Consider the following 21,908-nt stretch of genomic DNA (forward strand, 5'->3'; position numbering starts at 1 on the left):
TAATCTATTAGGTATATAAATGTCAGATTTCACAATTGAACTGAATATTGCGAAAAAAGCTGCGGAATCTGCGGCTAAAATTATCAGGAAGTATCGAAAAGACCGGAACTTTTCAGTTGAATTTAAAGGTAAAAATGATCTGGTTACCGAAGCAGATGTGAAAGCAGAAGAGGAGATTCTTTCTATAATAAAGAAAGAGTTTCCGAATGATTATATTATGGCGGAGGAATCATCCAACAAACAAGAGATGCCTGATGGTCGCACCTGGCTCATTGATCCCATTGACGGGACCACAAACTTTGCACACGGATTTCCAGTTTACTGCGTCTCTATTGGATTGTGGGAAGATCGTGAGCCCAAAATGGGATTAGTGCTGGAGGTGTCAAGCGGCGAATGCTTTACAGCTATTAAGGAAAAGGGTGCTTTTTTGAATGGCAATCCGATAACGGTTTCAAAACAGGATAACCCATCAAATGCGCTAATAGGAACCGGTTTTCCTTATAATGATTTGAGCCTGATTGATAATTATTTACGGTTTTTCCGCATGTTGATGACGACCGTTCAGGGGATGCGTCGTCCCGGAGCGGCTTCGTATGATTTATGTTGCGTGGCCTGTGGTCGTTTCGAAGGCTTTTATGAATATGCATTAAATCCATGGGATGTTGGAGCAGCGGCTCTTATTGTGCAAGAGGCCGGGGGTAAAGTAACCGACTGGGGCGGTGGCAATGACTGGTTGTTTGGCAAACGGATTGTAGCAGGAAATCCTGCGGTGCATACATTTTTGGTAGAGGAGATAGCAAATTTCTTTGATGAGAATCAGTTAAAGGAAAATAGAAAAGGTTAGAAGGTCGCGACATGGAATGCGGTTACTGCTGTTGTTTTGATTCTGCTATCTCATGGGTTCTGTCTCAAAAAAAGCATCGAATGATGCTAACGGCACAGGGCCGTTGTGGTATTTAAAAGGCTCACCATAGGTAGCGCCAATCAAATGGCCATAATGGCGGGCACGAGCTTCAATACCCTCAAAAAATTGATTATTTGAGATATAGGTTTCGGGTTCATCGCCTGGATCTTGAACATTAAACTGTGAATCAAACGCCAGAATAGCCTCTTTTTTGGTTTCAAATGTATCCGAAATATCAAAAACGATATCCGGTTTAAAAGGGCGATCCTGCATAAAGTGGAGCACATGAGAGGGGCGCCACCGCTCTTGGGGAGTTCCCTGATCGTCAAAAGTTTCGATCTTGGTCAATCCGCTAAAAAAGATGGCGTCTAATGCCAGTTGCGTACCATTTCTATGATCGGGATGCCTATCGGAAGGCGCTCCAACAAGGCAAATATGTGGTCGGTATTTCCGAATTTTCTGTATGATTTTTTTCTGATCATCCCGTGTACTTTTAAGCTTGGTATCAGGCAATCCCAAATTTTCGCGTACTTCGAGTCCAATAATCTCAGACGCATTTTGGGCTTCGGTCAGTCGCTGTTCGGGTGTGCCACGGCTACCCATTTCGCCACGTGTAAAGTCAATTACCCCTACTTTTTTATCCTGATTAACGAGTGCCGCCAGCGTACCTCCGCAACAAAGTTCTGTATCATCAGGATGAGAAGACAATGCTAAAATATCCAGTTTCATGTCATGTGATTTCTTCAATTTTACCGTATAATATAGCTGAATTTTGAGGGATCGCTAAAAAAATGAAATTCTTAATTTTTTTGAAACGATTCGTATTTTAGTTCGTATTGGAGACGTTACAAAATTTAAACCTGAAATAAGGGCATGTCTAAGATAAGTCGATTTATCAATAGCAGCTGGGAAGGACTCAAAATTTCTCTCAGTGCATTGGGAATTAACAAAACCCGTGCTTTTCTCACCACGCTTTGCATCATCATTGGTATTGTCATGGTTACGCTGATGAATGCCGTCAGTAATGGCATGGATACCGAATTTGACAAGAGCATTGCTATGCTGGGACAAAATGTGGTATATGTTGAAAAACAACCGTGGAATCGGGGCCCTGATTATAAGTGGTGGGAATACCGCAGCCGGCGCGACATAAAATTGGAATATGTGGAAGATATCCGGGCATCGAGTAGACTTGCCTCAGCGGTTTCGGCATCGGCATCAAGGGGGACCTCCATCAGATATAAAGATGTGAGTGCCGATGGTATTTTTATTGCTGGCGTTACTAACCAATATTTTGCTACTGCTGGATTGAATATTGAAGAAGGGCGTGCTTTTACTCCGGAAGAAATTCAACGGGGAGCAAAAGTAACAGTATTGGGAGCGACACTGGCCAATAATCTATTTGATAATGAAAATCCCATGGGCAAGATGGTTCGTATTGGCGGCCAGCGGTTTAGGGTAATCGGGCTACTCGAAAAACAGGGCAAGTTTTTGGGGTTGGCGGATATGGATCGACGTGCAATTACTCCTATAAAGGCCTATGGACAAATTTTTAGTATCAGGGGCAATGTTCAGATAGCGGTTAAATTTCCTGATGAAAAAACCTTGGAAGAGGGAGAGTACGAAATAGAAGGTCTTATGCGGCGTATCCGAGGACTTGATGCTACCGAGAAAAACGATTTTGAATTAAACAAACCACAGGCATTTGAAGCGCAGCTATCATCATTTAAGGCAGGACTCTATTTGGTTGGAGGCGGACTTACGGCACTATCGCTGATTATTGGCGGAATTGGCGTCATGAACATCATGTTTGTTTCAGTCCGTGAGCGTACCAAAGAGATAGGAATTCGCAAGGCTGTAGGGGCCAAGGCCTGGGAAATATTGTATCAGTTTTTGATTGAGGCTGTTATTATGTGTCTATTGGGAGGGGTCATAGGACTCTTGCTTTCCTACCCTTTGAGTATCTTACTAAACCAGATATTTGTTGCCAGTATTGATATCAGTGTTGTTATTGCAGCTATTGTGCTCTGTTCAATTGTTGGATTAATTTTTGGATTCATCCCGGCTTATCGAGCTGCAAAATCAGATCCTATAGAATCTTTGAGGTACGAATAAGATGAATATTAAGGAAATTTTTAAGCAGGCTTTTGATTCTCTCTGGGCTAATAAATTACGATCTTCACTAACATTGTTGGCTCTTGTTGTGGGGGTATTTTCAGTGATCGTATCTACAACTGCTGTGGCTGTTTTGGATAACTTTTTTCAGAATACCATGAGCATTATGGGAGGAGATGTAATTAATGTTTCAAAGACACCGTCTGTTCGTATGGGAGGTCGTGCGGAAAATGTTAGAAATCGTCAAGACATTACGTTTGAAACAGCTGAACGTTTGCAAGAGATGTTACAACTGGCAGAGAATGTAAGCCCGGATGAAACCTTTGATCGTACCAAGGTTACTTATGGGGATCAGGAGACTGATCCCACGGTGAGGGTGATTGGGAGCAATCAATATTACATTGGTAATAATGCGTATGAATTGAGTGAGGGACGCAATTTTAGTTCTGAGGATATTCAATATGGCCGCTTATTTACCATTATTGGATATGATATTCAGCAAGAACTATTTCAAAATGTTAACCCCATCGGAAAAAATATTCGAGTGGCGGGACAACGTTACAGAATTATTGGAGTGTTGGATGAGAAAGGGAGTGTTTTTGGCCAATCACAGGATGAGTTTGTACTGATTCCTTATACCGCTGGCCTTATGATTTATGGCGGTGACCGCAATATTGATATTCAGGTGAAAGCTCCGGCTATGGATTTTATAGAATCAGCCATGGATGAAATTACGGGGATTATGCGGATTATTCGTAAAGTGGCTCCGGGTGCTGAAAATGATTTTGAAATTGAAACTAACGATTCGCTGGCCGGTACCTTCGATCAGTTTACCTTTATTTTGTATGCCGTGGGATTTGTAATTGGAGGAATTACGCTATTTGGAGCAGGGATTGGGGTCATGAATATCATGTTGGTTTCTGTATCCGAACGTACGCGCGAAATTGGGTTGCGTAAAGCGGTGGGCGCAACGAAAAAAGCCATAGTGTCGCAGTTTCTTACTGAAACAATTTTTATATGTCAGCTGGGTGGTCTCATAGGAATTGTGCTTGGGATACTGGCGGGCAATGGCATGGCTATTTGGATTGAAACCGAGCCGGTTATCCCGATCTGGGCCGTGCTAACAGGCTTTTTCGGGATGTTTATTATTGCTCTTTTATTTGGAGTATACCCCGCTTATAAAGCAGCTCGCTTAGATCCCATCGAAAGCCTCCGCTACGAATAGTATTCTTCATTATATGATGGAAGATAATCACCAACATGTATTGATAATAGGTTTTGTATGGCCCGAGCCCAACTCTTCAGCGGCCGGCAAGCGCATGCTTGAACTCATTGACCTGTTTAGAGCTAAGGGGTGGAACGTAACCTTTGCAAGTTCAGCGGCCAAAACTGAACATACGGTCGATTTGAAAGCGATGGGCGTTTATACTTCTTCCATAAAGATCAATAGCTCAACATTTGATGAATTTGTCAAAGAGCTTGATCCCACCATTGTTATTTTTGATCGTTTTGTGGTAGAAGAACAGTTTGGATGGCGTGTTGCCGAGCATTGCCCCAAGGCCGTGCGGATACTGGATACCGAGGATTTGCATTTTTTACGGAGAGAACGAAAAAAGGCAAATAAAGAAAATCGAGCATATAAAAACGAAGATCTATTATCTTCGAAAGATGCGAAGCGGGAGATAGCCAGTATTTACAGATCCGATTTATCCCTAATTATCTCGGATGCTGAAAAAGAATTGCTCGACAATACGTTTGGAATCCCCGAAAATCTGCTGCAATATTTTCCTTTTTTATTAGATCCGATCGATGAATCTACCATATCGAGTTGGCCTGAATATAATCAGCGAACGAACTTTATGACGATAGGAAACTTTCGCCATGATCCAAATATGGATGCCGTTCGATATTTAAAGAAGAAAGTATGGCCCTTGATTAGAAAGCAGTTACCCGATGCTCAATTGCATATTTATGGGGCGTACGTATCACAGGAAGCCGAACAGATGCACGATCCGGAAACCGGATTTATCATTAGGGGAAGGGCAGATGATGCCATTAAGGTTGTTTCGGAAGCAAAATTGATGTTAGCTCCGCTTCGTTTTGGTGCTGGACTTAAAGGTAAATTGATTGAAGCAATGCAGTCTGGTACTCCGAGCGTCACCACAAATATTGGAGCGGAAGGTATTCAAGGGAAACTTCAATGGAGTGGTGGAATTGCTAATGATGCCGAAGAATTTGCAAATATTTCGGCTCAATTATATTCAAACGAGGATCTGTGGAAAGAGGCTCAGGAGCAGGGTGCGCGGATAATAAATGAGCGTTTTGCTGACAGAGATTTCAAGAATGGCTTTTTTGAAAAATTAAGAGCTATTCAAATGAATCTTGATCAACACCGGTGCCAAAACTTTACCGGACAAATGTTGATGCATCATACTGCCGCCAGTTCAAAGTATATGAGCCGGTGGATTGAAGTCAAAAATAGAAATCCATAATATTTAATGTCGACATATTTCCTTATAATTAAGCGGATGTCGCATATGAACTTAACAAGATTCTGAAACCATGGACGAAGAAATTTTAGAAAACTTAAATGAGGAGCTTGACAGCGCCCTTGATCGTGGACGCAAAGTCGTTGAGAATGAAGAACTGGTCAAGCGTATTGAGGAATTGAAATTACGTGCCGAGAAGCTGGTACGGAAACATCCGGTAAAGAGTGTTGCCGGTGGATTGCTAATTGGATTTCTTGTAGGAAAACTTCTGAGCTCCGAAGATTAATATGAGTAGCGAAAAAAGATCCGACAAACTTGGAAAACGTTTGAGGATAATTACGGCCGACCTCAAATTATATCTTGAAAAACGTATTGAGCTTGCAATGCTCAATGTAGGAGAAGCTGTTTCTGGATTAATGGCTGCTTCTGTACAGCGTGGAATAGGCGTTTTCCTGCTTTTGGGCGGGGTATGTTTCCTACTGTTTGCTCTGGCTATTTATCTCGGTGATCTGTTGAACAGCCGAAGTTTGGGCTATGTGATCGTTTCGTTACCGCTGTTACTGGTTGGGGGATTGTTTATGTTTTTAAAACCCAAAAGTGTATTTAAACAGCTGCAAACCAGGTTCGAAAATGAAGTTGTAAAATCAATTGATCATAATGGAAAGGCAATTGAAGAGCCTTTAAAGATTGAAAAAGAAGCACCATCAAATTCCAAAGAAGGATAAGTTATTATGGCACAAGAGAAAATCGATGAGCTTGAAAAAAAGAAGCAGGAGCTGGAAGATGAACTAAATAAAATACAAGGAGAGCTGGATAATTCTATTGACCAGGTTCGCGAAGATGTGAGCAGTAGTATAAATCCCAAAAATGTTATTCGAAAGTATCCTTTGCCTATTGTTGGAGCTTCAGCTCTGTTGGGGTTTTTGCTGGGTCATAAAAATAGAAGGTCATCAACAGTCTCATCTGATAAAGGTGGGGATTTTAGTGGGACACTCTTATCGGAATTAAAAAGACTTGCAAGTCGCAAAGCTATAAATTTTGCGACCGATTATGTTGAAAGTATCCTTGAAGCAAAGGCCGAAGAGCATCTGCAGTCAACTAATGGAGAAGAGGATAGTTAATAAAGGTTTTTAATATTTTTAACGTAAAAAAACCTTTTCCCTTCGTAACAATTCGTATCATAGTTCGTGTAACCTTGCGACTTGTAACCCAAAAAAATAAATTATCGATATGCGCAAAGGTATCTGTTTATTATTTAGTGTATTAATTTTGAGTGTTGGTGGCCATGCTCAGGATATGCAACCTCAAAAAATTTCGTTGCAAGAAGCTATTGATATTGCTCTCGAAAATAGTATTGATTTGCAAAAATCAGCTAATGATTTAGACCTTGCTGAGGAGCAAAAATTTAGTGCTAAAGCTAACTTTTTGCCCTCTGTAAATGCTTCATTGAACGGACGTCAAAATGTGGGACGTCAGTTTATTGAAAGTGAGGTTAGCTTTGAGGAGGTAACAAGTAACTCCATTAGTGGATCAGTTAATGCCAGCGTGCCTATCTTTCAAGGATTTAGAAATATTTTAACACTTAGAAATAGTCGCAAAGATGTTAGTCGGCAAAAAAATTCGTTAGAACGTACCAGGGAAAGAGTTATTTTTAATGCCGCAAGTAGTTTTTTGCAGGTACTGCTTGATAAACAACTGGTTGGAATTACCCGTGAAAATCTTGAAGCTTCAAGACAACAATTGAAACAGGTAGAAGCGCAAGTTGAAGTAGGATCACGTCCCACTGTTGATTTGTATGATCAAGAATCTCAGGTAGCAAGTAATGAATTGGAGTTAATCAACCGTGAAAATGCACTGGAGATCAGTCGAACCCAGTTAATCAGAAACTTGCAGCTTGATCCTCTAAAAACTTATGAGTTTGCAACTCCAGAAGTTGGAGTTGAAGATGTAAATAAAACAGAACTTGATTTGCAGGATCTGACAAAACGTGCACTGACGAATAGAAAAGATCTTAAGTCTCAAGAATTGTTGATTGAAACGCTAAAAAATGATTTAAAGCAGAATAAATATGCATTGTATCCGAGTGTTACAGCAAGTGCGGGCATTTCAACAGCCTATCAGGATTTATACCGTGTTTTTGATCCGCAAACCGGTCAACCAGCTTCGGTAAGCTTTAGCGATCAGTTTTTTGATCAACGGGTATCTCGTTTTGCTGGATTTTCCGTGAGTATTCCCATTTTTAACAATTGGGATCAACGGTTAAGTATCCAGCAGGCAAAAGTAAATTATAAAAATGCAAAGCTTGATCTAAAAGATCAGGAATATGGTGTTCGAGAAGAGGTACGGCAGGCTTATAACGATTACCGCTCCTATATACAGCGACTTGAATCATCACAAAAAGCACTACAGGCAGCAGAACGGAGTTATGAAACACAGAAACAACGTTACGAGGTTGGTTCCAGCACACTAATTGAACTTAGTGACGCCAGTGCACGATATACTGAGGCGCAATCTAATCTTGCAAATGCGTTATATAATCTAATATTCCAACGAAAATTGTTAGATTACTATTTGGGGCAACTCGATCAAAATATGACTTTAAATTAAGAGTGTAGAGTTTAAAAATGTCAAAAAAGAAAAAGTCGGCGACACAAAAACTATTATATATTGGTATTGGTCTCATTGTTTTAGTGGGAGCAGGCGCACTATTAGGCAAATCAATGGGATGGATGGGTGGTGGTACTGCCGTCAAAGATGTTGAAGCAACCGAAGCAAAGCTGAAGACCATAACGCAAGTTGTTTCGGCCTCGGGGAAATTACAGCCAGAGGTAGAGGTGATTCTTCGGCCGGAAGTATCGGGTGAGATCATAGAACTACCCATAAAAGAAGGCGATTATGTAAAGCAAGGAGAGCTTTTGGTACGGATCAAACCGGATATCTACCAAGCACGCATTGACGAAACCAATGCTATGTTGCTTACCCAAAAAGCCCGTCTTGAACAAGCACGTGCATCATTGTTAGAAGCTGAATCTGTTTATGAACAGAACAAGCAGCTTTATGAGAAAGGTGCCATTTCTAAAACAGAATATGTAAAATCAGAAACCAATTACGAGGCTCAAAAGGCTAACTTCAATGCCGCTAAATACCAGGTACAAAGCAGTGAAGCTCAGCTTGAACAGGCAAAGGAAGAACTGCAAAAAACGATTATCCGGTCTCCGCGTGATGGAACGATAAGTAAGTTGGCTGTTGAGGTTGGTGAACGTGTATTGGGGAATACACAATCCATAGGGACAGAATTGCTTCGGATAGCCAAAATGGATCAAATGGAAGTTCAGGTACAAGTAAATGAAAATGATATTGTAAACGTCTCAGCAGGAGATACCGCTAATATTGAGGTTGATGCTTATCCCGAGCGTGTTTTCAAAGGAGTGGTGACAGAAATTGCCAATTCCGCTGAAATTTCGGGAGAGGGAACGAACGAACAGGTTACCAATTACGAAGTAAAAATTCGTGTGACTACCCCTCACAATCTCGATATGGTTGGAGACAGAGAGCTGGTCCAACAGGCCTCACAAGAAGTGCCTGAGGATGTATTTGTCCCCTCGTTTAAGCCTGGAATGTCGGCTACGGTAGATGTGCAAACCCAGACTGTGCGTAATGTGGTTTCAGTGCCGATACAAGCTGTAACGGTACGCGATTTTGCCGATGAAAATAAACGTGCAAAAAATGATACCACCGACAGTGATACTACCAATGTGGATGAAGATCTTATTATCCCTGAAGAGGATATGCGTAAAGTGGTGTTTGTCGTTGAGGATGGAAAAGCGCAGCGAAAAGAAGTGAAGACAGGTATTAGTGATCAAACTCATATTCAGGTTTTATCGGGAATTGAAGCCGGTGAACAAGTTGTAACGGGAAGTTATCGCATGTTATCTCGGGAGCTTTCTGATGGCGATGAAGTGAACGTCAATAATAATAAGTTCAGCCGAATGGCATCAAACTAAGAGTATAATGGCAAAACCGGTTATTAAGGTAAACGACTTAACGAAAATTTATCAGATGGGGACGCAAGAGGTGCGCGCTCTTGACGGTGTAACCTTTGATGTGATGGAAAACGAATATATTGCCATTATGGGGCCATCCGGATCGGGTAAATCTACGTTGATGAATCTTATTGGCTGCCTGGATACCCCAACATCCGGGACCTATATTTTAAACGGTGAGGATGTCAGCCAGTTTGATGACGCTGATCTGGCCGAAGCCAGAAATCGGGAGATTGGTTTTGTATTTCAAACGTTTAATTTGCTACCGCGTACGGATTGCCTTTCAAATGTGGAGCTGCCATTGATCTATTCTGGCGTTAAAACTGCAGAACGGCACAGGCGGTCGGCTAAAACACTGGAACGAGTTGGATTGGGAGATCGTATTGATCATAAACCTAATGAACTCTCGGGTGGACAGCGACAGCGTGTTGCTATTGCCCGTGCTTTGGTGAACAATCCCTCTATTTTACTGGCGGATGAGCCTACGGGGAATCTCGACACCAAAACTGGTGAAGAGATCATGATGCTGTTTGAGGAACTGTATCGGATGGGCAACACTATTATTGTTGTTACCCATGAACCGGAGATTGCTGAGCATGCTCGTCGTATTATTCGCCTTCGTGATGGTCAGATTGAAAGTGATATTCAGGTAGAGAGTCCCGCTTTGGATCAAGAAGAAATTGTTATTGAGTCTGCCTCGAACTAATTATTCAGCATATTTTTTGTTCCTGGGATCATATTTAAAGATTCAGGTTTGGTTGCATCAGAATTATGATTAACATCATAGTAATGTTTTAATCATAAATACTCTGCTATGAAAATTCTTTACGTTTTTCCTCATCCGGATGATGAGTCATTTGGACCTGCACCGGCCATCGCGGCACAACGCAGAAAAGGTCACGAAGTATATCTTTTTACCTTGACAAAGGGAGAGGCAACGAAGCAGCGATTTCGTTTGGGTATTACCAAAAAAGAGATGGGCGAAATCCGTTATAAAGAGATGCAATGCGTAGAAAAAGTGCTCGATTTGAACGGCATGACCGTTTTTGATCTTCCAGACAGTGGATTAAAAGAGATGGATCCTGCCGATATTGAAGAAGTGATACGAAAACAGGTTCAGAAAATTAAACCTGACGTTTTGGTTACTTATGCAGTTCATGGCATCAGCGGATTCGACGATCATCTGGTAAGTCATGCGGTCGTAAAGAGTGTGTATTGTGATTTGAAACGAGAGGGCTTTGACTATCCCAAAAGACTGGCTTTTTTCACCCATTACAGCGAAGATGTAGGAGAAGGGAAGTTTAACCTAACCTCATCAAAACAGGGCGACATTGATTGCTGGATTGAAGCTAATGAAGAAGACTATCAAAAGTTTTTATCAGCTCTTGATTGCTACGAAACGTATCAAAAGGTGATTGAAGATAGCAATGTAAAAGAAGAGGTAGGGTATCGGGTTCCCTTCGAAATTTTTCAAGAAGATTTTGACCCGCCGCTTACTGATTTAGGAGATCACTTAGATGCATAATACTAATTGCTGATGTTAAGCGACTGATGAAAAGAGATTTTCCAATCTGGTTGAAAGGGACAACAATAGTACTTGGGATCATCTTGTTGTTCGTTGTTCTCTCATATGGAAAATTTATTTTAATGCCTCTCGCATTTGCGGCTCTTATAGCTATGATGTTAGAGCCTATAAGTGCATGGCTGGAGCGTTATAAATTTAATCGTGTTCTGGCCATCATAACCAGTATTATATTAATCGCAGTGATCTTGGGCGGTATTATGTCGCTGCTTTCGATACAATTTATTCAGTTCGCCGATCGCCTTCCCGAAGCCAATGCCAAGCTACAGACATTGAGTAATGATCTGATACAGTTTTTTGAATCCACATTTAGTCTATCACCCGACCGGCAAGTACAATTTTTAGAACGGGGACTCGAAACGGCTATCAATAAAAGTGGAGAATATATCAGCACGGTATTGGGTGCTACAACAAGTGTGTTCACGACCGTAGGACTGTTACCATTTTTTGTGTTTTTCATGATGTATTACAAGAAAATGTATCGCACATTTTTACACTCTGCTGTTGAGGGAAATAATGATGCCATTGATTCTGTAATTGACAACATCCAAAGTGTGACACAGAATTATATAGTAGGCATGATTACCGTAGTCACCATTTTGGCGATTTTAAATGTAATAGGATTATGGATTGTTGGCATCGATCATATACTATTTTTTGCGGCCTTTGCGGCAATTCTTGCAGTTATTCCATACATAGGAATTATCTTGGGAAGCCTTCCTGCCATTGTTTTTGCACTTTTATTCACTGACTCATTACTGAATCCTATAGGGGTGGTAGCAGTATTTGCTGTTGTTCAATTTTTGGAAGGAAATTTTATTACGCCCAATGTTATTGGTTCAAAAGTAAGTATTAATCCCTTCATGGCATTAATTGCGCTTATAATTGGGGGACAGCTGTGGGGTATTTCAGGGATGATACTTTTTGTACCGCTATTGGGAATTTTGAAATGTGTTTTTGATCAGGTTGATGGATTGAAACCATATGGGTATTTGCTGGGCAATCGCACTGAATATCAAACTGCTGAAATAAAAACGGAGAGCAAGGGCGATTAAATTTCTTTAAGTCGATTGGAGGTTTCCCAAATGGCTCTCAAGAAAGGGATATTGGGAACACTGCTCATTATTTTTAAATCGTTTTTTATAGAAGATTCCTCGGCAAGAAATTGGAACACCTTGTCCAGTGAATTATTTTGAAATAGGTGATTAAAAACCCTCAATGCATCCTTGGGATGTCGATCAATGATTTGTAGCAGCCAGAGATCGTACGCTCGAAATCGCTTTCGGGAAATAGGCTGAGGTCGAATTTCGCGAGAGGATAACAAATCCTTGACAATTGCGTCAGTTTGTTGTTGGATACGCTTGAATGTGTAACCGGTAGAAGGCTTGGTGACCCCTCCAACCGTACCGAGATTTAAAATATTTGGTTTATACCACGGTTTATGTGGGCGATCTGCCATCGGGATTTTTCCGAATTCCTTTCGTTCGATAGTATAATCAACCGGTTTCAGATTAAATCGGTTATTTAAATATAAAGATATCTTCTCCTCGTATTTCTTTTTATCAAGCAATGTATCCGAAAAAATGGTGTATTCAATAAGCGCAGATGTTTGAGACCAGGGCAACAGATAGATGAAAGCTATGCCATCTTCAAACGTTTGGTCAAAATCCATTAAGGTAAAGACATCTTCATCAAAGACTGGTTTTGATGTGCTAATCTCCCAGCCTACGAAGTGTTGCAAAAGCGGATGTCGGGGCTGATCACCAGTATTATTCCATGGATCAAAACAACTTTGAAAAATATACTCTGCTTTAAATGAGTCGGAATCCGTGTGCAGGATGGGATTTCTCTCGTTGAATGATAAGTCTGTAATTGAGCCTTCGAGCAGATCGAAATTGGGATGATTTTTCAATTTGCTCAAAATATGTCTCCCAAAATCAATACTTCGCAGGCAGTAGTAAGTGTATGTATTTAGCAATTCGATAGTTCGGCTGTCAAAAGTATTTACCTCTGCTTTATTCCATTTCCGATAAATCAACTCAGCAAAGGGAGGATCAGTGGCATCCCAAAAACACCAGGTTTTATCATTAGTCGGGGTTAGCGATTGATCAATGATGAGCATATTTTTTTCTGACAACGGTGAATGCAGCATTTTCCAGGCAAGAGAGAGCCCTGATGCACCTGCACCTGCTATGATGTAGTCATACGACTGCATAAAATCCGGTGATTAATTAAGTTGCCAGATTGCAAAATTCAGGGCTGAAGCATAACTAATCCAAAGTAAATAGGGTACAAGTAACAGCCCTGCCAGTTGGCTTTTTCTCCAGAAGAGAAGAAGGGTGAAAGCAATGGCTACCCAAAGGAGTAAAATTTCAGCCAAGCCCGTTGAAATATAGTGTTTCCCAAAAAATAGCCAAGACCATAATGCATTTAGGATGAGTTGCACAAAAAACCATTTGAATTCATAATCTAATAAGGAAACTGAATCCTTTCGCCAAACAAGCCAGGCTGACGTCCCCATCATTACATACAGGATTGGCCAAACGATAGGGAAAATCCAGTTTGGAGGTGTCCAACTTGGTTTTTGCAATAGTTCGTACCACATACCGGGTTCAAATTGAGCTCCAAATACACCGGCTAAACTGCAAACTATAATCCAAACCGGCAACCCCGCAATTTTTTTGGTATCTATCGCCATAATTTAGAATTCCATCTTAAAAAATCATTGTATGTCATTGATATAAGTGATTATAACTAAAAATCGTTTACATGTTCTCTTTTATATAAATCCTTTTTTCGTAAGTTATCATTATACTGATAATTGATTAAAACCTAATCAGATAATATTCAATGTGGAGTAATAGGCGAATAAAATTACATATTATATGGATTCTTCCTTTCTGTTTGCTCTTAAGCAGTGAGTCATTCGCTTTTGGTGCAAAGAATGCCAAAAGTAACACGGGAAAACTGTTTATTACTGTTGGTGATCAAACTTTTTTTGAAAAGAGCATCTTCGCATATGATTCACTTCGATTAACTGAGCAAAAAGTGGAAGAGTGGATTGAAATCCGAATAGAAGTTGCTAAGCTGCAGAATAAGATGAAAGCGAATGCCTCGGAGTTCGATAATGTGGTTGCTGCTTTTTATAAAGAGCGAAAAGGGTTGTTAGCATCTTCGGGATGGACGGTTCAGGAATTCGATCAGGTAAAAGAACGCATACACGCGGCTATTTCTGCGATGGATATTTCGGAAGATCTGCAAGCAAGTAAAGCTGATCATCAGAAAGAGATTAAAGAGATAAAAGCCAATACGTTTTATACAGATCAACAGAAAGAAGAGCTGATTAATGCGATAAATGAGATGCGTAATCAGCAAAGGGAGCAGTTTGTAGAACCCACGAAAAAAGATTGGCCGGCCGTACGTCCGTACAAAGATATTCTTGAGGAAATGACTGACTGGATTGCCGGAAATATTCCCAATCCACCTAATCTTTGAGTTAGAAGAATGAGTTGAGTATTTAGTTTGAATATGGGTTCACCAGTAGAATCTTTTTCAGGAGTAAATTTTATTTCTGATGTCTCATAGTTAAGCCTAATATTCGTAATAGTATTTTTCTATCAGAAAACAATTTATATGAATGAATGATTTAGTTAGATTAATACTGATTAATAAGAAATTGTAAAACCAAGCCTCGTATGAATAAAGATAAAGATCAGAAAACATCAAGTAGTAACGAAAGTAAATGCCCTTTTCATAATGGGGGATCAAATGAAACTGCTGCCAGTGGTACAAAGCTCGATAAATGGTGGCCCGAACGATTAAATGTGGATATGCTTCGCCAGCATTCGTCCAAGGGTAAACCAATGGATGAGGATTTTGACTATGCGGAAGAATTTCAAAAGCTCGATTTCGAAACTGTGAAACAAGATCTTCATGATTTGATGACCGATTCCAAAGAGTGGTGGCCCGCAGATTGGGGACATTATGGAGGTCTCTTCATCAGGATGTCGTGGCATGCTGCCGGTACGTACCGTGTTTCTGATGGTCGTGGTGGAGCTGCTGGTGGTCAGCAACGTTTCGCACCTCTGAACAGCTGGCCGGATAATGCTAACTTAGACAAAGCGCGTCGTTTGCTTTGGCCTATTAAGAAAAAGTATGGTCGTAAATTATCATGGGCCGACTTGTTAGTACTGGCTGGTAATGTTGCGATGGAATCAATGGGTTTTGAAACCTTTGGCTTTGCAGGTGGACGTGAAGACGACTGGGAGCCCGATACTTCTGTAAACTGGGGTTCCGAAGAAGAATGGCTGGATGATGAGCGTCACGATGAAGAAGGTAATCTCAAGGGTCCACTTGCTGCCGATCATATGGGCTTAATCTATGTTAATCCTGAGGGACCGAACGGAGAACCGGATCCTGAAAAATCAGCCCATTTCATTAGACAATCATTTTCACGAATGGCAATGAACGATGAAGAAACTGTTGCGCTTATTGCCGGCGGACACACTTTTGGTAAGACCCACGGGGCGGGACCATTAGAACATAAAGGCCCGGAACCTGAAGCGGCTGATATTGAAGAGCAAGGCTTCGGCTGGATCAGTGATTATGGCTCAGGAAAAGCCGGTGATACAATCACCGACGGTGAAGAAGGTGCCTGGACGAATGATCCTACCCAATGGGACATGGGCTTTTTTGAGAATCTCTTTGAATATGAGTGGGAGTTAACGAAAAGTCCTGCCGGATCTTATCAATGGCAGCCAAAAGATGGAGCCGGGGACGGTATGGTACCCGATGCTCACGATCCGAATAAGAAAAATGCTCCGATGATGCTTACTACGGATCTCGCATTGAAAGTAGATCCTGAGTACAGAAAAATTTCCAAGCGATTCTATGAAAATCCTGAAGAATTTGCGGATGCTTATGCACGAGCTTGGTTCAAACTTATCCACCGTGATATGGGCCCCAAGTCTCGTTATCTGGGACCTGAAGTTCCCGAAGAAGACCTGATTTGGCAAGATCCTATCCCCGAAGTTGATTATGAACTGATCGACGAAAAGGATATCGAAGAACTCAAAGGTAAGATCTTAGGTACCGATCTGTCTGTATCGGAGTTGGTTAAAACAGCTTGGGCTTCGGCTTCAACCTACCGCGATTCCGACAAGCGAGGCGGTGCCAACGGTGCCCGTGTGCGACTTGCTCCACAAAAAGATTGGGAAGTGAATAATCCTGAACAGTTAGCTAAGGCGCTTAAAGTGCTTGAAGGCATTCAGAAGGAATTCAACAATGCTCAATCGGGTAACAAGCGCGTTTCTCTTGCGGATCTAATCGTTCTCGGCGGTGCTGCTGCAGTTGAAAAAGCGGCGAAAGATGCCGGCCATGAAATAGAAGTACCCTTTACTCCGGGACGTAATGATGCTACGGCAGAACAGACGGATGAGGACTCATTCGAGTGGCTTAAGCCTAATGCTGATGGTTTCCGCAACTATTATAATTCTGAGTGCAATGCAAAGCCAGAAGAAATGTTGGTTGACAAGGCGCAATTGTTGTCGCTCACACCACCTGAAATGACGGTACTGGTTGGTGGTATGCGTACGTTAAATACCAATTACGACGATTCCGATTACGGGGTCTTTACCGACCAGCCAGAAACGTTGACCAACGATTTCTTTGTGAATCTTCTTGATATGGATTACGAATGGAAGGCAACTTCGGATGACGAACTATTCTTTGAAGGCCAAGATCGTAAGACCGGTGACGTCAAGTGGAGGGCCACTCGTGTTGACTTAATCTTTGGTTCACATTCTGAGTTGCGTGCTCTTTCTGAATCCTACGCGGCCGATGATGCAGAAGAGAAGTTTGTTAAGGACTTCGTTGATGCATGGACTAAAGTGATGCAACTGGATCGCTTTGATCTGGACTAAACTCATCTGTAATGCAATAGTTCTTTAATAGAACCATGCATTGCAAAATGTGGTGTACATTTTAGCTAACCTTTAAATGGGAGTCTGTTATCAGGCTCCCATTTTTTATTAATGATTTTGATATTTGGCTATATGAAAAGTAATAAAATTCTTGTAGGAAGATGCTATTCTTCAGAAATAGCAGAGTTTTTGTGAGTAGAATATCGAAACAACAAGGCCGACGCCACAAATAGTATAATGAAGAATCCATTGACGCCAATTATATGAAACACCGTGCTGGGTGGTGACTGGTAAAAACCACCGATTAAAGCAACTGCAGCTACTAACACCTGAGCGAGAGCCATTACTAACATTGTTTGTGTCATTCCCTCTGGTTTAAAGCGTGCAATAAAAGCACCGATGATTCCAACAAAAATCACCCCAAAATACAACAGATTGATGGGATTGTCCTCGGAACCAATAATGCCCACAGCACCGTTTACCCAGATGAGGAATAATCCAGTGAAGAGCGCAAATCCGATAGCCACACTGTAGGCAGTTTTATCCGAATTTCTTGTTATCAGTTTATATGTAAGGCCAGTGGCAAAGAGGAGCGTGCTGGCAATGACAAAATCAGAGAGTGTCCATACAACTTTATCAGTGAATTGCATTGCAGTTAGTGGGATCATTAATAAAAGCCCTATTACGACGCCCAATAAGGCAATGAATTGATAAAATGTGTGATTTTTACTCATGGTGAGTTATTTAGTTGTTATTGGAAAGTACTTTTATTTACAAAGTAAAAAGGCAAAAAAAACGGTCTGTTTTATAAAATTATGTGTGCTTTGATCCAAGTCTGTATCGGGTGATAAAATACCATCCGGCACCGGTTACAATCAACAATAATGGAATTGCGCCCGGCTCACTTTCTACAATTGTCATAAATACCAGAAGCGCGATTCCAATTATGATAGTCAATACCGATAGCAGTGAGTACAACCTTATTTTATCAACCTTATTTTTCTTCATAATTACGATTTGTTATTTCTGCGATTGAATAATTTTTTCCAACACATTAAGATGCTCCTCAAATGCCTTTTTCCCCTCTTCGGTCATGTAGTATGTAGTGTGGGGTTTATTATCGATAAAGGTTTTTTCAACTTCGACAAAACCTTCTTTTTCTAATTTTTTTATATGTGTTGCCAGGTTGCCATCTGTTACATCCAGAACATCCTTTAATGACGTGAAATCGAGGCCATCATTCACTGCTAACACCGCCATAATTCCAAGTCGTACTCGACTTTCGAATGCTTTATGTAAATCATCGATAGATACTTTCATGGGTAGATTCTCTTACCGCTCGTACTTCAAATGCATGTAAATTCCATAGCCGATATGGACTACTCCGAATCCCACGGCCCATAGAAGCAAACCGTATTCAATAAATCCAGTGCCAATTAATCCCAAGGCCATCTGTATCAATCCCAAAAATTTTAAATCATCAAAAGTAAACTTGCTGGCGCTATATAGAGCAAGTCCATAGAACAGTAAGGTAGATGGGACGATTAATCCTATAAGATTTTTTGAAAGTAATAGTAATATGAAAATACCACCCGCAGACAAGGGGATGGCCATTGTAGCTATCATTCGTTTGGATGTACTGTTCCAGGCACTTTCATTCCTTTTTTGAGCTTTTTTCCAGGAAAGAAAAATGGCCGTTCCAATTGCCAGAAGTAACACGGAAATAGCTAAAAATATGATCGCTGACAAGCTTGAGGAATCGAAGGAACTATAGCTAATCTCATCAGGATTAAAGTTGAAGTGGCTATACGCAATATAGGCTCCCGCTAATGCATAAATCCCAGCCATTACACCTGCCAAGCCTGATAACGATAAAAATTTGGAAGACCGCTCCATCATGGAGCGAATCTCAGTTAAATCTTGAATGTAATCCTGTTCCTCTTTCATACAAAGTACTTTTTATTTCAAAGTTAATACCAAAAATACTCTGTTACAATAGCTTCTTAAATTTAATTTACTATTTGAGGTTTGTCCAATGGAATAGGTTTAAGCTCTCACATAACTTCCAATGATATCAGGATACCAAATACTGATTTGTCAAAGATTAAAACGAGCTGAAAAAGCGTATTTCCTATGCCAAATAAAGCAGCAGCAAAGCTAACATTGCGGGAAATGCTTGAATATAGAAAATGATTTTGTTAACCGTCAGAGCGCCAAACAGTCCTGCCATAATTATGCAGCATAGGAAGAATAGATTGATGGTAAAGCCTTCTGACCCAAGACTCAGCCCCCACAATAATCCTGCGGCAAGAAAGCCATTATAAAGGCCCTGGTTGGCAGCCAGTGTTTTTGTTGAAGCTGCATTTTCCCTTGAGTGGCCCAAAATGCGCAATCCAAGTTTTGTTTCCCATAAAAACATTTCCAGCACCAAAAAGCCGAGGTGTAGTAAGGCAACGATGAGGATTGCAAGAGTAGCTGCTATGGACATGTCATTTGTTTATGTTTTAAGGTTTATGATAACTCTTTAATCAGTCCGGACCTGTAAGCTTCCAGCAGTTTTTGCAGATCCGTAATTTTACGCTGAATTTCTTTACCGTTATCGGTATCACAAACGCGGATACGCTGGTTGTTGCGTTCAAGGATTCGTGTTTCAGAGTGAATATCAATTTCTTCATTAATAGCTTTTTGTGTAGACTCAAAAGGCTGGTGCGCAGCGAGGATGAGTCCATATGAATTGTAAATAAGGGTATATCCCGCAATTCCGGTTTTTTCTTGGTAGGCCTTGGCAAATCCGCCGTCGATGACCAGCAACTTGCCGCCTGCTTTTTCGGGGCTTTCACCTTTGGTTACCTTTACCGGAACGTGGCCGTTGATGATATGTCCATCTTCAGGATTGATACCGAACTCTTCGAGGATTTTATCAATAACTTTTTCTTTGGTACGGTGATCATAATAGGGATTCATTTTTTCTTGGTGGGTCTTGGGGTCTTCAATAAAATAACGCTCAAAAGTTGCCATCTTATCTTTGCCAAACAGGGGAGACTGGGAGCCGCTCCATAGGTACCACATGGTATCAAGTCCGTACTGTTTTTTGGCCGGCTCGTCATTTACAAAATAGCCTTGACGGGCAAGTTGCTCCAGGCGATCCATAAATTCTCGGGGACTGTGTTTTTTTCCGTCAAGGATGATGTGTCGTAAACGGCCACTTTTTGTCATAGGAATACAGCCATGATAGAGCAGGTTATTGTTATAGGTCAGGTACATGCTGCCCTTGGAAAACAGGAATCGTACATGAGATTGGAGACGTTCGCTGTTTTTAAACGACAGGGAGAGTTTCTCCATAACCGTCTGTTCTTTTTCGGAAAGTTTATAAGGATTATCGGGATCAATGGTAGGCATATAGGTATCCAATAGGGGGTAGGCATGGTCGTTGATATGAACGGTGCCCTCCTCATAGTCAATTTTATCGAGCAGCAGCCGATCTTCCATCTGGAACTGTGGCTGACGCTGAATAACTTGCCCCTCGAGCTTTAGTTGAATTATAGTAATGGCTTTTTGCATGCGGGCCATCAGCAGTTGTTCATTTTCAGTAAATTCTTCGTCGGCTTCTTTGGGACGAAAAAGCTCACAGGAATCATCCCCATACTCTTCTACAGCAAGTGAAACCAGCGGTAGCATGCTAATGGCATAGCCGTTTTCAATGGTCTCCATGTTGGCATAGCGCAGAGAAACGCGGATTACGTTAGCAATACAGGCTTGGCTCCCGGCCGCGGCACCCATCCAAACGATATCGTGATTACCCCACTGGAAATCTACGGCATGATGCTCCATAAGCTTATCCATAATGATATGTGCCCCGGGACCGCGATCGTATATATCGCCGATAACATGGAGGCGCGCGATAGTGAGTCGCTGAATAAGACGGGCCAATGCAGTTATAAATGCACCCGAACGGTCTGTATCAATGATAGAGTCAATTATACTGCTGTAATACTCTTGGCGATTTCGGTTGCTTTCCTGCTCGTGAAGAAGTTCCTCAATAATATAACTAAAGTCTTTGGGCAGTGCTTTGCGCACCTTGTTACGAGTATATTTTGAGGAATAAACCCGACAAAGTTTGATAAGTTGAAAAAGAGTTTTTCGGTACCACTGATCGGGATCATTAAGCTCTTTGACGATAGCCGGCATTTTCTGTTCAGGATAATAAATAAGGGTAGCCAGATTTCGTTTTTCCTGGTCATCAAGAGTGTATTCAAATATTTCTTCAATTCGTCGTTTTATTGACCCGGAGCCGTTACGCAGGACATGTAAAAAGGATTCGTATTCACCGTGGATGTCTGAGATGAAATGTTCTGTACCTTTTGGGAGTTCAAGGATGGCACTGAGGTTGATGATCTCTGTTGATGCTGCCCGAATGGAGGGATATTGTTGAGCCAGTAATTTCAGATAACGTAGTTCATTATCAGTCATAAGTAAAGTATTTAGCAGTACAGGTACGGATTAGTGAAATGCAAAATATTGCGTCAGTTTAAGGCGTACGAATGAATGTTTATTTATTAAATACTGAACGAATAGATAAAATGCCAGTCGTGAACTGGAGATCAGCATTCAGAACTGCGGCAGTATGGAAGACAATATCTTTTCCTTCTATGATATCTTTTAGTTTACCGTGTCTTACGAAGATCTACGGCCTGTAGGCTAATCCCCTTAGTTTTAAGGTGCGATAGGCGATCGCCAATACCTGTCACATCTGCTTTTTTTGTAAAAGTAATTCCGAAAGATGGGAGCCAACAACCCCAGTCGCCCCAGTTCCCAGTACCGCTACAGCTGAAAGTGATTTTATTTAAAAAACCT

Annotated in this window: 23 protein-coding genes; 14 read left to right on the top strand and 9 right to left on the bottom strand. The window is 41.2% G+C overall.

Annotated features, from left to right (window positions below; translation table 11 throughout):
- Nucleotides 1–19 precede the first annotated feature (19 nt).
- The gene (locus ACQ76V_RS05335) at nt 20–844 is read left to right on the top strand and encodes an inositol monophosphatase family protein (RefSeq protein WP_440999442.1); all 825 of its coding nucleotides are present in this window, start codon (nt 20–22) and stop codon (nt 842–844) included.
- Nucleotides 845–889: 45 nt separating this feature from the next.
- On the opposite strand, the gene bshB1 is transcribed toward ACQ76V_RS05335, so the two are convergent.
- On the bottom strand, nt 890–1,633 hold the full coding sequence (gene bshB1 / locus ACQ76V_RS05340; protein ID WP_440999443.1) for a bacillithiol biosynthesis deacetylase BshB1: 744 nt from the start codon (nt 1,631–1,633) through the stop codon (nt 890–892).
- Nucleotides 1,634–1,777: 144 nt separating this feature from the next.
- On the opposite strand from bshB1, the gene ACQ76V_RS05345 reads away from it, so the two are divergent.
- The 11 genes from ACQ76V_RS05345 (at nt 1,778) to ACQ76V_RS05395 (ending at nt 12,188) form a co-directional block, all read left to right on the top strand.
- Entirely contained in the window at nt 1,778–3,019 is a 1,242-nt protein-coding gene (locus ACQ76V_RS05345) for an ABC transporter permease (protein ID WP_440999444.1), read from the top strand.
- A gap of 1 nt (nt 3,020) precedes the next feature.
- Nucleotides 3,021–4,244 carry an ABC transporter permease gene (locus tag ACQ76V_RS05350; protein ID WP_440999445.1) on the top strand — a complete coding sequence of 408 codons (1,224 nt, stop codon included), beginning with the start codon at nt 3,021–3,023 and terminating at the stop codon, nt 4,242–4,244.
- A gap of 13 nt (nt 4,245–4,257) precedes the next feature.
- Complete coding sequence (locus ACQ76V_RS05355) at nt 4,258–5,511, top strand: glycosyltransferase (RefSeq protein WP_440999446.1); 1,254 nt, start codon at nt 4,258–4,260, stop codon at nt 5,509–5,511.
- 70 nt (nt 5,512–5,581) lie between these two features.
- Nucleotides 5,582–5,794, top strand: coding sequence for a hypothetical protein (locus ACQ76V_RS05360; protein WP_440999447.1), 213 nt, complete (start codon nt 5,582–5,584; stop codon nt 5,792–5,794).
- A 1-nt stretch (nt 5,795) separates the two neighbouring features.
- Entirely contained in the window at nt 5,796–6,233 is a 438-nt protein-coding gene (locus ACQ76V_RS05365) for a phage holin family protein (RefSeq protein ID WP_440999448.1), read from the top strand.
- A 6-nt stretch (nt 6,234–6,239) separates the two neighbouring features.
- Complete coding sequence (locus tag ACQ76V_RS05370) at nt 6,240–6,629, top strand: hypothetical protein (RefSeq protein ID WP_440999449.1); 390 nt, start codon at nt 6,240–6,242, stop codon at nt 6,627–6,629.
- 109 nt (nt 6,630–6,738) lie between these two features.
- Entirely contained in the window at nt 6,739–8,115 is a 1,377-nt protein-coding gene (locus ACQ76V_RS05375) for a TolC family protein (RefSeq protein ID WP_440999450.1), read from the top strand.
- A 17-nt stretch (nt 8,116–8,132) separates the two neighbouring features.
- On the top strand, nt 8,133–9,512 hold the full coding sequence (locus tag ACQ76V_RS05380) for an efflux RND transporter periplasmic adaptor subunit (RefSeq protein ID WP_440999451.1): 1,380 nt from the start codon (nt 8,133–8,135) through the stop codon (nt 9,510–9,512).
- A 7-nt stretch (nt 9,513–9,519) separates the two neighbouring features.
- On the top strand, nt 9,520–10,257 hold the full coding sequence (locus tag ACQ76V_RS05385) for an ABC transporter ATP-binding protein (RefSeq protein ID WP_440999452.1): 738 nt from the start codon (nt 9,520–9,522) through the stop codon (nt 10,255–10,257).
- A 108-nt stretch (nt 10,258–10,365) separates the two neighbouring features.
- Complete coding sequence (locus ACQ76V_RS05390) at nt 10,366–11,076, top strand: PIG-L deacetylase family protein (protein WP_440999453.1); 711 nt, start codon at nt 10,366–10,368, stop codon at nt 11,074–11,076.
- Between the two features lie 26 nt (nt 11,077–11,102).
- The gene (locus tag ACQ76V_RS05395) at nt 11,103–12,188 is read left to right on the top strand and encodes an AI-2E family transporter (protein WP_440999454.1); all 1,086 of its coding nucleotides are present in this window, start codon (nt 11,103–11,105) and stop codon (nt 12,186–12,188) included.
- Here ACQ76V_RS05395 and ACQ76V_RS05400 read toward each other — a convergent pair.
- Together ACQ76V_RS05400 and ACQ76V_RS05405 are read right to left on the bottom strand one after the other, a co-directional pair.
- Nucleotides 12,185–13,348 (bottom strand): lycopene cyclase family protein, encoded by a 1,164-nt coding sequence (locus tag ACQ76V_RS05400; RefSeq protein ID WP_440999455.1) that lies wholly within the window; start codon nt 13,346–13,348, stop codon nt 12,185–12,187. The genes ACQ76V_RS05395 and ACQ76V_RS05400 overlap by 4 nt on opposite strands.
- 12 nt (nt 13,349–13,360) lie before the next feature.
- Nucleotides 13,361–13,831: a TspO/MBR family protein gene (locus ACQ76V_RS05405; protein ID WP_440999456.1), complete on the bottom strand. Its 471-nt coding sequence runs from the start codon at nt 13,829–13,831 to the stop codon at nt 13,361–13,363.
- Between the two features lie 206 nt (nt 13,832–14,037).
- On the opposite strand from ACQ76V_RS05405, the gene ACQ76V_RS05410 reads away from it, so the two are divergent.
- Entirely contained in the window at nt 14,038–14,628 is a 591-nt protein-coding gene (locus ACQ76V_RS05410; RefSeq protein ID WP_440999457.1) for a hypothetical protein, read from the top strand.
- 200 nt (nt 14,629–14,828) lie between these two features.
- Entirely contained in the window at nt 14,829–17,054 is a 2,226-nt protein-coding gene (gene katG / locus ACQ76V_RS05415; RefSeq protein ID WP_440999458.1) for a catalase/peroxidase HPI, read from the top strand.
- 164 nt (nt 17,055–17,218) lie between these two features.
- Here katG and ACQ76V_RS05420 read toward each other — a convergent pair whose 3' ends face one another.
- From ACQ76V_RS05420 to ACQ76V_RS05445, 6 genes are all read right to left on the bottom strand, one after another.
- A complete protein-coding gene (locus ACQ76V_RS05420) occupies nt 17,219–17,788 on the bottom strand; it encodes a hypothetical protein (protein ID WP_440999459.1) in 570 nt (189 codons plus the stop codon).
- 79 nt (nt 17,789–17,867) lie between these two features.
- Nucleotides 17,868–18,062, bottom strand: a complete 195-nt coding sequence (locus tag ACQ76V_RS05425) for a hypothetical protein (RefSeq protein WP_440999460.1) — start codon at nt 18,060–18,062, stop codon at nt 17,868–17,870.
- A 12-nt stretch (nt 18,063–18,074) separates the two neighbouring features.
- Complete coding sequence (locus ACQ76V_RS05430; RefSeq protein ID WP_440999461.1) at nt 18,075–18,374, bottom strand: winged helix-turn-helix domain-containing protein; 300 nt, start codon at nt 18,372–18,374, stop codon at nt 18,075–18,077.
- A 12-nt stretch (nt 18,375–18,386) separates the two neighbouring features.
- On the bottom strand, nt 18,387–19,001 hold the full coding sequence (locus tag ACQ76V_RS05435; RefSeq protein WP_440999462.1) for a hypothetical protein: 615 nt from the start codon (nt 18,999–19,001) through the stop codon (nt 18,387–18,389).
- Nucleotides 19,002–19,185: 184 nt separating this feature from the next.
- Entirely contained in the window at nt 19,186–19,542 is a 357-nt protein-coding gene (locus ACQ76V_RS05440; RefSeq protein ID WP_440999463.1) for a DUF1304 domain-containing protein, read from the bottom strand.
- Nucleotides 19,543–19,565: 23 nt separating this feature from the next.
- Complete coding sequence (locus ACQ76V_RS05445) at nt 19,566–21,524, bottom strand: fructose-1,6-bisphosphatase (protein WP_440999464.1); 1,959 nt, start codon at nt 21,522–21,524, stop codon at nt 19,566–19,568.
- Between the last annotated feature and the right edge of the window lie 384 nt (nt 21,525–21,908).

This window comes from Fodinibius sp. SL11, assembly GCF_052060035.1.
Classification (GTDB): Bacteria; Bacteroidota; Rhodothermia; order Balneolales; family Balneolaceae; genus Fodinibius.

Bases quoted from the DNA above. Each gene is read 5' to 3' on its own strand.
- ACQ76V_RS05335 (WP_440999442.1), top strand. From the start codon at position 20: ATGTCAGATTTCACAATTGAACTGAATATTGCGAAAAAAGCTGCGGAA.
- bshB1 (WP_440999443.1), bottom strand. From the start codon at position 1,633: ATGAAACTGGATATTTTAGCATTGTCTTCTCATCCTGATGATACAGAA.
- ACQ76V_RS05345 (WP_440999444.1), top strand. From the start codon at position 1,778: ATGTCTAAGATAAGTCGATTTATCAATAGCAGCTGGGAAGGACTCAAA.
- ACQ76V_RS05350 (WP_440999445.1), top strand. From the start codon at position 3,021: ATGAATATTAAGGAAATTTTTAAGCAGGCTTTTGATTCTCTCTGGGCT.
- ACQ76V_RS05355 (WP_440999446.1), top strand. From the start codon at position 4,258: ATGATGGAAGATAATCACCAACATGTATTGATAATAGGTTTTGTATGG.
- ACQ76V_RS05360 (WP_440999447.1), top strand. From the start codon at position 5,582: ATGGACGAAGAAATTTTAGAAAACTTAAATGAGGAGCTTGACAGCGCC.
- ACQ76V_RS05365 (WP_440999448.1), top strand. From the start codon at position 5,796: ATGAGTAGCGAAAAAAGATCCGACAAACTTGGAAAACGTTTGAGGATA.
- ACQ76V_RS05370 (WP_440999449.1), top strand. From the start codon at position 6,240: ATGGCACAAGAGAAAATCGATGAGCTTGAAAAAAAGAAGCAGGAGCTG.
- ACQ76V_RS05375 (WP_440999450.1), top strand. From the start codon at position 6,739: ATGCGCAAAGGTATCTGTTTATTATTTAGTGTATTAATTTTGAGTGTT.
- ACQ76V_RS05380 (WP_440999451.1), top strand. From the start codon at position 8,133: ATGTCAAAAAAGAAAAAGTCGGCGACACAAAAACTATTATATATTGGT.
- ACQ76V_RS05385 (WP_440999452.1), top strand. From the start codon at position 9,520: ATGGCAAAACCGGTTATTAAGGTAAACGACTTAACGAAAATTTATCAG.
- ACQ76V_RS05390 (WP_440999453.1), top strand. From the start codon at position 10,366: ATGAAAATTCTTTACGTTTTTCCTCATCCGGATGATGAGTCATTTGGA.
- ACQ76V_RS05395 (WP_440999454.1), top strand. From the start codon at position 11,103: ATGAAAAGAGATTTTCCAATCTGGTTGAAAGGGACAACAATAGTACTT.
- ACQ76V_RS05400 (WP_440999455.1), bottom strand. From the start codon at position 13,348: ATGCAGTCGTATGACTACATCATAGCAGGTGCAGGTGCATCAGGGCTC.
- ACQ76V_RS05405 (WP_440999456.1), bottom strand. From the start codon at position 13,831: ATGGCGATAGATACCAAAAAAATTGCGGGGTTGCCGGTTTGGATTATA.
- katG (WP_440999458.1), top strand. From the start codon at position 14,829: ATGAATAAAGATAAAGATCAGAAAACATCAAGTAGTAACGAAAGTAAA.
- ACQ76V_RS05420 (WP_440999459.1), bottom strand. From the start codon at position 17,788: ATGAGTAAAAATCACACATTTTATCAATTCATTGCCTTATTGGGCGTC.
- ACQ76V_RS05425 (WP_440999460.1), bottom strand. From the start codon at position 18,062: ATGAAGAAAAATAAGGTTGATAAAATAAGGTTGTACTCACTGCTATCG.
- ACQ76V_RS05430 (WP_440999461.1), bottom strand. From the start codon at position 18,374: ATGAAAGTATCTATCGATGATTTACATAAAGCATTCGAAAGTCGAGTA.
- ACQ76V_RS05435 (WP_440999462.1), bottom strand. From the start codon at position 19,001: ATGAAAGAGGAACAGGATTACATTCAAGATTTAACTGAGATTCGCTCC.
- ACQ76V_RS05440 (WP_440999463.1), bottom strand. From the start codon at position 19,542: ATGTCCATAGCAGCTACTCTTGCAATCCTCATCGTTGCCTTACTACAC.
- ACQ76V_RS05445 (WP_440999464.1), bottom strand. From the start codon at position 21,524: ATGACTGATAATGAACTACGTTATCTGAAATTACTGGCTCAACAATAT.